The sequence below is a fragment of the Planococcus sp. TJ-307 genome (genome assembly GCF_058268435.1).
In genome coordinates, this window is the sequence record NZ_JBZDOJ010000004.1 from 15,989 (window position 1) to 27,749 (window position 11,761).

The following is an 11,761-nucleotide window of genomic DNA, read 5'->3' on the forward strand; positions in this document are numbered from 1 at the left end:
AATAAGAAGAATGTCAAATAGAGTAAAAAGAAATAAAGAGATCTGGGTAATATTGCATAATTGTGCATTCCAAGCTATGATCGATGAGAAACAATATAACTAGCATAAAAATAAGTCATTTTTGGTTATTATAAGCTATCGGAGGAAATCCATGACACAAATACAGGATTTGGAACTGAAAGTGCAGGAGCTCGTGACTCTGCTGGAAGCCTCCAATCAATTAAATTCAAATATAGAAATGGGCGAAGTTCTCGAAAATATTCTGCTGCAAATGGTGCAGGTAGTGGGAGCTGAAGCGGGAACTTTGTGGGTGCTGAACAAAGAGCGGCAAAACATCAAGGCCGTAGCGGCGTATGGCGAGTCTGCTTATAGCATCCTGAATATCGAGTTGGCAATGAATGAAGGCATTGTCGGCAAAGTCATTGAAACAGGGGAGGCCCAGCTGATCGAAGACGTAGCGGCTAATCCGGATTGGGCGAATCGGGTTGATTCTTCGAGCGGATTCGTGACCAAGTCGATGATCACCGTTCCCTTGTCGGTCAAAGGCAAAGTGCTTGGTGCGCTTCAGTTATTGAATAAAAAAGAGATTGCTTTTTTCTCTGAACAGGACATCAGCTTGGCGGTGGCACTGGCCAGCCAATCTGCGCTGGCGCTCCACAATAGCCAAATGTATGACGAGCTGCAACGCATGTTGTTGAGTATGATCCGCACCTTAGCGAAAGTATTAGACGCACGCGATCCTTATACGGCCGGCCATTCCGAACGGGTCGCCCAATATTCGCTGTGGATTGCCCAAAAGCTGGGCTTAGATGCAACTGCCTGTGAAGAACTGTACAAAGCGGCCTTGTTGCACGATATTGGAAAAATCGGCATTCCGGACGCGATTCTTCGAAAGCCTGGCGGATTGACAGATGACGAGTTTGCCTCGATCAAACTGCATACGGTCATCGGTGCAGACATTTTGTCCAATATGGAGCCAAAAGATGCCATGGTGCCAGCGGTTGAAACCGCATTGTCCCATCATGAGCGGTTCGACGGCACCGGCTATCCGCATGGGTTGGCCGGTACAGACATCCCGTTATTTGCCCGAATTGTTGGTGTGGCCGATGCGTTTGATGCCATGACCACTGCCCGTTCTTACAGCAAAGGGCTGTCGTTCCGCTTGGGTGCAGAAGAACTGATCCGCTGCCGAGAAGTCCTATTCGACGGCCAAGTAGTGGACGCATTTGCGGAAATACTGGCAGGATGCGATTACCGATTAGAGGAATATGAAGCGTTACAAGGAAGAGGCTACAGGCTATGAATCAGTTTGACATCTTATTAATTGGCCACCTGATCGGCGATTTTTTGCTGCAGACAGGTTGGATGGCCAAATACAAAGCGACCAAATGGCTGCCATTATTAACACATGTGTCGGTATATACCGCTGTCATTGCCGTGCTCGGTATTTTCTCAGGAGGATTGTCGTTTACTGCGCTGGCCATCGTTTTCTTCGGCCATATTATTTTAGACCGCAAAACCTTCGTTATGTTTTGGGTTCAGCGGGTACAAACTGCTAAAGGACCGGAAAAGGTTTGGTTGTCCATTGTAGCAGATCAAATTTTTCATATCATACTGCTTGCCATTGCCATTGCGATTTCCTAGGAGTGAACAACATGAAACCAAAAACGTACGTGCTTGAAAAAGAATATGCACTCGATCGTAAAACCGCATGGCAGCTGCTGGCGGACAATAACCGCATGAATTTGTATATCGGCCTGTTCCCAGTCAACTTCAGCCCGGCCAAACAAGACGGATCGGAAGTGTTTTACCGGGAAGCCCATGCTAAAGTGCTGGGGCTTGTCCCCATTTCGTGGCAGGAGTTCCCGTTCCAATGGCAGGAAAACGACAGTTACACGGTCGAACGCCGCTATCTTTCCGGGCCGATGAAACACTACAGCCTAAAAGTCGAGCTGTTCGACAATGGCAAAAATGGAACGCGTGTCAAGCTGACCGCGGATTTTGTGCCGGTCAATCCAGTGGGGTACGCCGCTATTTGGGCAACCGGCCTGCCGGCTGTCAAAAAAATCATGCGGTATTTGGATGATTATTTAGCGTCAGGCGCAACCGCTGTTTTCGAAGCACCGCAAAAACCAGTATCCGCCAAAATCAATCTGCCGGAACTGGATCGCCTGTCGGCTTTGCTTGCCAAGTCGCCTGTTAAAAATGAGTATGTCGAATTGCTGCACCGGTATTTAGCCGAAAAAGGCGACCACGACGTCGCCCAAATCGAACCGGTCCAAGTGGCGAAACTATGGAATGCCGATTTGGACGATACTCTTCGTGTGTTGCTGTACGCCACAAAAGCCGGCTTGCTGAACCTCAGCTGGAACGTCATTTGTCCGAACTGCCGCGTTTCAAAAGTGGAGCATAACTCTTTGTCAGAGCTGGAGCAGGAATTTCATTGCGACTTGTGCGGCGTGAACTACGATGCCAATTTTGATCAGTATGTCGAGTTGAACTTTTCCATCCATCCAAGCGTGCGCCAAGCCTACGCTGAAGTGTATTGCATCGGCGGCCCTATGATTACCCCGCATGTCAAAGCACAGCAAGTGATCGAAAGGGGCAAAACCACAAGCTTTGCAATTCCAAAGGGTGAAGATGCCTTGCGTTTGCGCGTGCTTCAGGCAAATCACCAAGTTGCGCTAGATCAAGAAGCAGAAGCTACACAGCTCCAGTATTCGGATTTGGGCTGGTCACAGCATGCAGTATCAGGGAATGGTGATGTGGTCATTACCAACTCCAGTTCGGCAGACATTGTCGTCGCGTTGGAACTTTCCGACTGGAACAAGCAGGCCGTAACAGCTGCCAAAGTCACCGCGATGCAGGAGTTCAGGGATTTGTTTTCTTCCGAAGTGCTGTCGCCGGGCCAGAAAATTGGCATCGATCACGTGACAATCCTGTTTACCGATTTAAAAGGCTCAACTTTACTGTACGAAACAATCGGCGACTCGGGTGCTTATGGACAAGTCCGCAGCCATTTCGATTTTTTGACTGGGCACATCAAGAAAAATTCTGGCAGCGTCGTGAAAACCATTGGCGACGCCGTAATGGCAGTCTTTCATAAACCGGAGGATGGCTTAAGAGCTGCGTTAACTATCCAGAAAAACTTGGCGCAATTCAATGCGACTGCCAATGAAGACCTGGTGCTGCGCATCGGTTTGTACAGCGGACCGGCCATTGCCGTCAACTCCAATGACCGCCTTGATTACTTTGGACGAACCGTTAACATCGCAGCCCGCATTCAGGGGCAGGGCGAAGGGGGCGACGTGATCATCAGTCGGGAGGTCTTGGCGCAGCCCCTGTCAGCTGGGTTGCTGACAGACGTCGAGCTGGAAGAGTTTTCAGCCCTCTTGAAGGGAATCGACGGCGCAGCTGAATTGGTACGCATTCGTTTAAAAGAAGATGTAATAATTGTTGAGCAAGTCGGATAAAGAGTTTCCAATAGATGGAGCAAATGAAATATTCATTGTTAATAAATGCCTGTTGAGATATCTTTATCTTAAGAGGCATTTTTTTGTTAAGGAAAGGGAGTTGGGCATGAAAATTCAAACAGAGCAATTCGGTGAAGTGGAACTGGGGCAAGAACGTGTCATTACGTTTGATAAAGGAATTCCGGGGTTTGAGGAATATAAGGAATACGTATTGATACCGGCGGACGCACAAGGAGAATCGCCATTCTTTTTCCTGCAGTCGGTAGAAGCGGTGGAAGTCAGTTTCTTCCTGGTCGATCCGTTTACGTTTTTCCAGGATTACGACATCCAGCTGGAAGAGCAAATGGTCGAGCGGCTGCAGCTGGAAGATCCGGCAGATGCCATTGTGCTGACGACGGTGACGGCCAAAGGCGACATTAGCGGAGCAACGACAAACTTAAAAGCGCCACTGGTCATTAACAATAAAAAACAAACCGGTATGCAGATCGTGCTGAACAACAAAGACTACCAGATTAAGCAAGCTTTATTCCAGAGCGACGCTGCAAGGCAGGTGTAAAAATGTTAGTACTGGGACGTAAAAAGGGCGAAACCATCATTGTCAACGACGACATTGAAATCACAGTTACTTCGATAGAAGGCGATATGGTGCGGATCGGCATCAACGCACCGAAGCAAGTGACCATCCATCGGAAAGAAGTGTACCTGGAGATTCAAGAAGAGAATAGGCAAGCAACTTCAAATGTCATCAACTTAAATGACTTTGTGAGCATGCGGAAGAAATAGAGCGAAAGCCTGCAGATTTTGCAGGCTTTTTACATGGGTTCAAAATAAAAAAGAAAAACTTTCAAAAAACACTAAACATTTGTTAAACCCCTCCGATATAACTTATGTAAGGCAGTTCAAAAGGATTTGGGCGCTTACAAAAAACAAAAAAACATTACACGGAGGTAATACACAATGATTATCAATCACAACATCACAGCTTTAAACACTCACCGCCAAATGAGCAGCGCAACGAACGCTCAGGCAAACAGCATGGAGAAGTTGTCTTCAGGTATGCGCATCAACAGCGCGAAAGATGATGCAGCTGGACTTTCAATTTCTGAAAAAATGCGTGGACAGATTCGTGGGTTGGAGCAAGCTTCTAAAAACTCCCAAGATGCGATCTCGTTAATGCAGACAGCAGAAGGCGCATTAAATGAAACACATGACATCCTTCAACGTATGCGTGAGTTAAGCGTTCAGTCTGCAAATGATACTAACACAGCAGATGATCGTGCTGAAATTCAGAAAGAAATCAGCCAATTAACAGAAGAGGTTGATAGAATAGCGAATACAACGGAATTCAACTCTAAAAAGTTACTTACTGGAGAAATTGGTACCAAAACTAATGATTCTCAAAACATTACAGGTCTTTCAATGTCTTCTTCTACACAAGCTGGAACACTAACTTTTGGCAGCAATGCTACTCTAGCAACTAAGGCATCAGATTCACTAACAATTGCTGCCGGTGTAAATACTGTAGATACTGCTGGTTCTCTTACTATCGAATCGAATGGGAAAACTTACAATATTGGTACAACTGCGGGACAAACATTTGAGGACTTGGCTAAACAAATTACAAGCACTGTAGATGGGTTAACTGCTACATGGGATGCTACAGCTAGTGAATTTAAGTTTGAATCGAATGCGGCAAATGCAGATCAAGTCTTTTCTGTTTCTGAAGCAACTGCTAGTAGCTTAGATGGTGCAACTGATTTTACAGCTGCTACTGCAACTAATGCTATTGTTGATGCTACTGGTACTAATGCAGCTGGTCTTACAGCTGCTGGAGCAACATTCTCTTACCAAGGAAACCAAGTTACAGTAACTGGTGGAACAAGTAACTTTGAAGGCTTAACATTCAATTTAAAAGCTGATGAAGGTAGTACAACTGCTGCGACAGTTAATGGAAGCACTATTGACGTTAGTGATCAATTAACTATGCAGATTGGATCGAATGCAGGACAAGAAATTAGCATTAACATTAATGCTATGGATGCAGGTAACTTAGGAATTGCAGGTCTTGATGTAACAACTCAAGGAGGAGCTTCTTCTGCAATCACTAATATTGATACGGCTATTAAATCCGTTTCTTCAGAACGTTCTAAACTAGGTGCAATTCAAAATCGTTTAGATCACACAATCAACAACTTGAACACATCAGCTGAAAACCTAACGTCTGCAGAATCACGCATCCGCGACGTTGATTATACCGAAGCCGCGTAAGCGAGTTGAGGTACAGTCGTCCTGGCCGGTAACAGCCAGAGATTACGATCGGGTGAATTGCTGGAAACCCCTGATAGCTTTTATTGCCACAACGCAGCTGGAAACGGCAACCGTGACGGCTCGAAAAAATGAAAGATTGGGCAATCAGCAGCCAAGCTCCTGTCTCGAAAGAGTGGAGAAGGTTCAACGACTAGGATAGACCATCTAAGGCAAAAGCTATGGTGATGAAATCCGTAGGTGACACAGTGGCCATCACCACTGATCGATCCGAAGTGCCCGACCCCTACTAACACTAGAGGGTGAAGATATAGTCTAGTCATTTATGAAAGTAAATGTTTCGCACGATGGCGAAAGAAATGATGGAACAAACTAAGAATTCAATTCTTAGTCAAGCTGCACAAGCAATGTTGGCTCAATCCAATCAAATGACTCAATCAGTTTTACAACTGTTGAGATAATTGATTCTAGGGCGTCTAACCGGGTAACGGGTTAGAGTATAACTGGGTGAATTGCTGGAACTTCCTAAAGCCCCATCAACCACAACGTAACTGGAAACGGTAAGCGTGACGGTCTGAAAACGATGAGGATGAACCAATGGATAATCAGCAGCCAAGCTCCTGTCTCGAAAGAGTGGGGAAGGTTCAACGACTAGGATAAACCGTCTAAGGCACAAGCTATGACGATGAAATCCGTAGGGCGGCAAGCGCCGTTCGAAGTGCCCAGCCCCTCAAAATAGAGGGTGAAGATATAGTCTATTCTATGATCGAAAGACATAGCGGCAAAGCAAGCCAACCAACAGCCACAAGCTGTTCTTCAATTACTGCGTTAATCTTAATGATCAAAAGGAGCCTGATTTTAGGCTCCTTTTTTTATAAGGAGGCAATCTAATGGATATCGCCGCACTATCAATGGCATTAAGCCAGATGAATGTCCGAACTGAAGCTAATGTATCGATTATGAAAAAGACAATAGACCAAGCCGAAACAAATGGCCAAGATGTCGTGAAGATGCTGGAGCTGTCTGTTCAGCCTCATATTGGTGGGTCTGTTGATTTAAAAGGATAAGATTTTCATGAATGATAGCCATGGAATATTCCATGGCTTTTGCTTATATGAAATGATGAAGAGGTGATATGGTGGATAAAGAGCAGAATGAAAGAAAAGAATTTCTTCAAGAACAGCTCCAATGGACTAAGGAACAAATTAATATCTTAGATCAAATGGATGGGAAGCTGCAGGAGATGAAAAGGATTGCTGAGTATACCGCGGGAAATGGTTTATCGGTGCACGAAAGAGAGCATTTGAATAGGCTCTTAGAAATATTGAAACAGGAATATAGTTTACTCGGAAATCGAAGGAAAATCTCATTGCACTGAGAACTGTAGGAGTCTGATTTTAATCTAATGGCATAAGGTTTTTGTTATTCTTTCTTAGCTCCGCCCATTTATAAACGATGGACCAGTAAGTTCGGTTCAAGTGAGCTGCAATTTCTTTATCGGTTTTGCCTTCCTTCTTCATTTCGCACAATAACTTACATTCTTCATCCGTATAATTTCTTTTTCGGTCTGATGAACTCACAATTACTTCATACTCTGGATGAGACTCTTGGTACCGTTTAATTTCATTTAACAAACGGTGACCCCAATCAGTTTTGTGATACATGGAAGGGCAATCTCTGGATGCGCCACCAACTACTTTCAAGAAGTTCATTGTTTCGCTGACTTTTGTAGTTTTTAAAATATAGCCAAAACCATCAGATCTCTTGCTGGTATTGAATTCCACTCCAAAATAAGTATTGATGTGCAGCTTTAATTTACACAAATCTTCTAGGGAAAGAGACTGCAGGTAAAGGTAAATATGAGGTGTTAAATAGATGGTTTTCTTCAAATCGTTTCGGCTAACAGAAATCGATAACGAACCATCATCCAAATATAAGGTCGTTAAAAACAATGGAGATTTACATAGTTTTAGCATTTCTAAAGAGACTATTTTATCCCCATTCAAGTTGTAGAAATGCTCAAACATTTGAGTTAAAAGAGGCAGGGAAGGAGAAAGGAGCATAGAACGTGATTTATTAAAATAAAAGTTAGAAGGCAGCAGGTTCGATTTCCAAATGCGGTAATCCAATTGTTGAATACTGAAGTGTTCTCTGTAGCTATTGTTTTTGCGCCGAGAACCAGCGTACCTTTTAGTAATTTCTCCATCACCCAGAATGCTTGCGATCAGAACGTTTTGTTCAATTGAGGTCAAAGAAAATAAGTCCATGCTCTCACTCCTTTTAAGAACATTTGTTCTTATTTAATATACTCCAAATTAGTCACTAATGTCTATTCTCTAATAGAATTTTCTGATTCTAATAAAAAATAAACGTCCTTTCCACAATTATCCTATTCTTTTTTTCTTCGTTATCTTGTACACTAAACATAATTAACTCCGATAAAGGATGTGAAACCGATTGACCAGTCCGATTTCTTCTAATTTCCTTTTGTATAACACGATCGCCACAATGGCCAAGTCGATGCCTGCTTTAGGCCAAACCGACAGTGCCAGCAGTTCCATTGGCAGTTCGACAAGCCCCAGCACGTTTTTTGCGATGCTGATGAATGCCATGATGGAAAGCATGGAGGAACAAACGAATACCGGAGCGGCTCCCCAAAACGGTGTTCAAGCAGCGTTGCCGTCTTTGACTACGCCGCTGACGGCACCTTTGGCTAATTCCTATAACCCGGCTATTACGATCTCGCCGCTCAACACAAAAGAAGTTCCCACTGCAGCAACCGACACCAGTGACTTGAAATTCCGACCGACGCAGTTTATTAAATTGGACAACACCTTAGAGGGCAAACTTGAAGGCACAGCGGCTCACTTCATCAATGCTGGGAAAAAATATGACTTGGATCCAAACTTATTGTCAGCCATCGCCATCCATGAAACCGGCAACGGCTCATCGCGCGCAGTGAATGACAAAAACAACGTCGCTGGCATGATGGGCAAGAATGGTTTACGAAGCTATGCTTCTGTAGAAGACAGCATTTTCGACATGGCCCGCAACTTGCGTCAAAACTATTTAAATGAAGGCAAAGACACCATCGCGAAAATCGGAGCAAAATACGCGCCGGTTGGAGCCGCCAATGATCCAACCGGGTTAAACAACCACTGGACACAAGGCGTCAGCAATCATTATTCCAAACTCACATAAAATAAGGCAGGGTTTTCACAAACCCGCCTTATTTTTTTTGATCTTTTGCTAAAAAAATCCCTGTTTCTGCCGATAACTAATAATAGAGAGCTTTTTAACGAATTTAGAAGACTAAGGGAGTGCCCATCATGGAAATAACCAATCATTCAGTTCCATATTTTCCAAAAACCAGTGAACCCAATCCGGTAGCCCCGAAAGAAGCAACAGTTCCTGAAGAGAACAAATTCCAGGAACCCGCTAAACCCATAACAAAAGAAATGCTTAAGGACAAAGTTGAGGTAATGAACGAGTTTCTTGAGCCTACTTCAACAAACATTAAGTTTCAGCTTCACGAGCAGCTGGAAGTTTATTACGTACAGATCATCGACTCGAAAACAGATGAAGTTCTGCGCGAGTTTCCCAATAAGAAGTTTTTGGATATGTACGCATCGATGGCCGAACTTGCGGGCCTGATTGTGGATGAGAAACGATAAGAATGGAGTGAACTATTATGCGTGTTGGCGGATTAGCATCAGGTATGGATACAGAATCAATCGTTAAAGATATGATGAAAATCCAAAAAATGCCTTTGGATAAATTAATGCAGCAAAAAACATTTACAGAATGGCAACAGGAATCAGTTCGCGATGCCAACCTGTCCATGTCGAACCTACGGACGAGCGCCAGCAATTTGCGGCTGCAGTCGTCGTTCAACTCGTACAGCGCAACGTCGCCAGATCCGACAAGCTTCTCAGTAGCGACGACACCGAATGCAATGAGCGGGTCGTATAAAGTGGAAGTAACAAGCGTCGCGAGCTCAGCGAAGTTGAACTCAGCGCTCGGAGTTACAAATTCGGCAGGCGCTGCTGCAAGGTCGACGGACCAAATTGGCGTTGCCGGGAAAATTAATGTGGGCAGCGTAAGCATTAACATAGCGGCCACCGATACGTTTGCAGATGTAGCCAAAAATATTCAAGATGCAACAGCGGCATCAGTTCCGGCTTTGCGAGCAAGCTTTGACAATACGACCTCCCGCTTCTTCATCGCATCCAAAGGATTGGGAACAGAACAAGCTTTTACGATGAATTTTACAGCCGCAGACGGCACAACTGCAAACGCAGCACTGGCTGACAAAATTATGAACAATGGCTCGACTTCAGCTGTAGCTGCTGGAGCAACAGACGGCGCCATCAAGTTTGATGGTATTGAAATTAAAGACCTGAAAACCAATCAGACAACGGTCAACGGGTTAACGGTCAACCTTTTGCAGGTGGGTACAGAAGAAATCGTCAACGTCCAATCCAATCCTGAGAAACCAGTGGCGATGATCAAAGACTTTGTTGAAAAGTACAACGAAACACTGGAAACCATCCAAAAGCAATTGATCGAAAAACGCTACCCGGATTTCCAGCCCTTGTCTGACGAACAGAAAAAAGATCTGACAGAAAACGAAATCGAATTATGGGAAGAAAAAGCCCGGAGCGGATTGCTTCGCAATGATCCGGTTTTGAAATCTGCTATGCAAGACTTGCGCAGAGCCTTTATGGACAGCGTGTCCGGCCTTGCGGAAGGCAACATCAGCCATTTGTCACAGATAGGCATTAATACCGGCTCGTATACAGAAGGCGGAAAATTATTTATCGATGAAGCAAAACTAAGTGAAGCGCTGACCAATAAACCGGACGAAGTCATGGCACTGTTCACAACTCGTGACGCTGCAGGGAACGGTGTTGGAGCAAGAGTCTATGACACATTAAACACAGTCGTCAAAAACCTCAGCGATAAAGCAGGTAGCACGTCAAGCTCTGTCGACAACAGCACGCTTTCTAAAAAAATAAAACAAATGGACGATGAAATCAGCCGCTGGCAGGATCGCCTGACACGCATCGAAGACCGCTACTGGAAGCAGTTCACAGCCATGGAGAAAGCATTAAGTCAGATGAACTCACAAAGCACCTGGATGCAGCAGAACATGTTTGGTGGCTCATGATGACTAGCACAAAAACAATTATGCATGCCTTTCTGGAACAGACACAGGAACTTTACAAAAAAGCCAATCATATCAATTCTCGGATGGAAGCAAACGAAGAAGGCAGCGTCGAAGCATTAGAGACAATCTTTTACCGCCGCCAGCAATCCATTAAACAATTAGAAACGTTCATGAAGCAAAAAAACTTCCAGTGGACCGCCGAGGAGCAATCGATCATTGAGCAAGTAAAGGAGATCGATCATCAGCTTAACCTTTTGCTCAACAATCTGCACCAATCCTTCTTCACCCAAATCAATCGTATTGCCCAGACAAAAGAAATCTCAAAAAAGTACAGCGGTGCTTATCAAACGGTATCTACCGAAGGATCTTTTATCGACAAACGGAACTAAAAGCTAGGGGGAAAAGAACACATGGCAACAATTAATCCTTACCAAACTTACCAGCAAAACTCAGCACTGACGGCATCACCCCAAGAACTGACCCTGATGCTGTACAACGGCAGCTTAAAATTCATGAAACTGGCAAAACGCGCAATGGCAGATAAAAAATTCGAAGAAAAAAACACCAACATCATCAAAGCCCAAAACATCGTCCAGGAACTCCGTATCACATTAGACCTGAAAATCGAAATGTCGACCGGACTGGCTCAAATGTATGAATACATGTACACGCGCCTTCTGGAAGCCAACACAAAAAATGACTTAGCCGCACTCGAAGAAGTCGAAACCCTTATGACAGACATGCGCAACATTTGGAAAGAAGCCATGGCACTCGCGAAAAGTAAATAAGTGAATCACTCAGGATTTTAAAATACTTTCTTTAAGAGTTTTATCGTAAGCAAATTTAGAATGGA

General features: G+C 44.4%; 14 protein-coding genes and 1 pseudogene. 14 read left to right on the forward strand and 1 reads right to left on the reverse strand.

All coding sequences use genetic code 11. The features are described 5' to 3' along the window. The first annotated feature begins 151 nt into the window (after window positions 1-151). The 9 genes and pseudogenes from AC4EHK_RS13865 to AC4EHK_RS13905 all read left to right on the forward strand — a co-directional run bounded on the left by AC4EHK_RS13865 (window position 152) and on the right by AC4EHK_RS13905 (window position 7,116). Entirely contained in the window at window positions 152-1,303 is a 1,152-nt protein-coding gene (locus AC4EHK_RS13865; protein ID WP_490979379.1) for an HD domain-containing phosphohydrolase, read from the forward strand. Next, the gene (locus AC4EHK_RS13870; RefSeq protein ID WP_490979380.1) at window positions 1,300-1,644 is read left to right on the forward strand and encodes a DUF3307 domain-containing protein; all 345 of its coding nucleotides are present in this window, start codon (window positions 1,300-1,302) and stop codon (window positions 1,642-1,644) included. The genes AC4EHK_RS13865 and AC4EHK_RS13870 overlap by 4 nt, the downstream gene beginning before the upstream one ends. 11 nt (window positions 1,645-1,655) lie before the next feature. Further along, on the forward strand, window positions 1,656-3,473 hold the full coding sequence (locus AC4EHK_RS13875) for an adenylate/guanylate cyclase domain-containing protein (RefSeq protein WP_490979381.1): 1,818 nt from the start codon (window positions 1,656-1,658) through the stop codon (window positions 3,471-3,473). Window positions 3,474-3,579: 106 nt separating this feature from the next. Continuing rightward, window positions 3,580-4,029: a flagellar assembly protein FliW gene (gene fliW / locus AC4EHK_RS13880; protein WP_490979382.1), complete on the forward strand. Its 450-nt coding sequence runs from the start codon at window positions 3,580-3,582 to the stop codon at window positions 4,027-4,029. Window positions 4,030-4,031: 2 nt separating this feature from the next. Further along, complete coding sequence (gene csrA, locus AC4EHK_RS13885; RefSeq protein WP_490979383.1) at window positions 4,032-4,256, forward strand: carbon storage regulator CsrA; 225 nt, start codon at window positions 4,032-4,034, stop codon at window positions 4,254-4,256. Between the two features lie 174 nt (window positions 4,257-4,430). Then, on the forward strand, window positions 4,431-5,741 hold the full coding sequence (locus AC4EHK_RS13890; RefSeq protein WP_490979384.1) for a flagellin N-terminal helical domain-containing protein: 1,311 nt from the start codon (window positions 4,431-4,433) through the stop codon (window positions 5,739-5,741). Window positions 5,742-6,085: 344 nt separating this feature from the next. Next, a pseudogene (locus AC4EHK_RS13895) lies at window positions 6,086-6,199 on the forward strand (flagellin); the annotation flags it as partial. A gap of 429 nt (window positions 6,200-6,628) precedes the next feature. After that, window positions 6,629-6,805: a YjfB family protein gene (locus AC4EHK_RS13900; protein ID WP_490979385.1), complete on the forward strand. Its 177-nt coding sequence runs from the start codon at window positions 6,629-6,631 to the stop codon at window positions 6,803-6,805. A 71-nt stretch (window positions 6,806-6,876) separates the two neighbouring features. Beyond that, a complete protein-coding gene (locus AC4EHK_RS13905) occupies window positions 6,877-7,116 on the forward strand; it encodes a hypothetical protein (protein WP_490979386.1) in 240 nt (79 codons plus the stop codon). A gap of 19 nt (window positions 7,117-7,135) precedes the next feature. On the opposite strand, the gene AC4EHK_RS13910 is transcribed toward AC4EHK_RS13905, so the two are convergent. Further along, entirely contained in the window at window positions 7,136-8,005 is an 870-nt protein-coding gene (locus AC4EHK_RS13910) for a DNA endonuclease (protein ID WP_490979387.1), read from the reverse strand. Window positions 8,006-8,195: 190 nt separating this feature from the next. Between AC4EHK_RS13910 and AC4EHK_RS13915 the strand changes: the two genes are divergently transcribed. From AC4EHK_RS13915 to fliS, 5 genes are all read left to right on the forward strand, one after another. Continuing rightward, on the forward strand, window positions 8,196-8,939 hold the full coding sequence (locus AC4EHK_RS13915) for a glucosaminidase domain-containing protein (protein ID WP_490979388.1): 744 nt from the start codon (window positions 8,196-8,198) through the stop codon (window positions 8,937-8,939). 128 nt (window positions 8,940-9,067) lie between these two features. Further along, window positions 9,068-9,412 carry a flagellar protein FlaG gene (gene flaG / locus AC4EHK_RS13920; protein ID WP_490979389.1) on the forward strand — a complete coding sequence of 115 codons (345 nt, stop codon included), beginning with the start codon at window positions 9,068-9,070 and terminating at the stop codon, window positions 9,410-9,412. Between the two features lie 17 nt (window positions 9,413-9,429). Then, window positions 9,430-10,908 (forward strand): flagellar filament capping protein FliD, encoded by a 1,479-nt coding sequence (gene fliD / locus AC4EHK_RS13925; RefSeq protein WP_490979390.1) that lies wholly within the window; start codon window positions 9,430-9,432, stop codon window positions 10,906-10,908. Further along, on the forward strand, window positions 10,908-11,297 hold the full coding sequence (locus tag AC4EHK_RS13930) for a flagellar protein FliT (protein ID WP_490979391.1): 390 nt from the start codon (window positions 10,908-10,910) through the stop codon (window positions 11,295-11,297). The genes fliD and AC4EHK_RS13930 overlap by 1 nt, the downstream gene beginning before the upstream one ends. 21 nt (window positions 11,298-11,318) lie before the next feature. Beyond that, complete coding sequence (fliS, locus tag AC4EHK_RS13935; RefSeq protein WP_490979392.1) at window positions 11,319-11,696, forward strand: flagellar export chaperone FliS; 378 nt, start codon at window positions 11,319-11,321, stop codon at window positions 11,694-11,696. Window positions 11,697-11,761: the final 65 nt, after the last annotated feature.